This is a genomic window from Reichenbachiella sp. MALMAid0571 (assembly GCF_040151475.1).
GTDB lineage: Bacteria > Bacteroidota > Bacteroidia > Cytophagales > Cyclobacteriaceae > CAXBNB01.
Genome location: NZ_JBDKWG010000009.1, coordinates 1 through 360 on the forward strand (window position 1 = coordinate 1; position 360 = coordinate 360).

Genomic DNA, 360 nt, shown 5'->3' on the forward strand with positions numbered 1-360 from the left:
GCAGTATCAACTTTAAGCTTTTTGATCATTTCGAGTGCCTGATCTCCCAATTCATCTTGTCCCAAACTGGAAATCATTCCTGCATATTGACCGCATTGGGCACAGTGTGCAGCAAAATTCAAGGAAGCTCCTCCCAAATGCTTTTTTTCCTCTATAATATCCCAGAGTATCTCACCAAATACTAATACATTCATCATACGAAATATCTTTTATTGGTCAATAGACATTATCACGGTTGATTGATTAAGGGGGAAATTTGGTTGGCATAAGTTTGTTTTGTGCTGCTGTGAAACAAGATAAAAACCGACCTAGGCCAACCGAGGGTAAACTTAGGTCACTGCTTAGTTTAAATCAAATAGA

The 360-nt window shown here is 38.3% G+C and carries 1 protein-coding gene; it reads right to left on the reverse strand.

All coding sequences use genetic code 11. From position 1 onward, the window contains the following. Positions 1–197 (reverse strand): PfkB family carbohydrate kinase (locus AAOP42_RS00090; protein WP_349526415.1); only part of this gene is annotated, 197 nt, incomplete at its 3' end. Positions 198–360 lie beyond the last annotated feature (163 nt).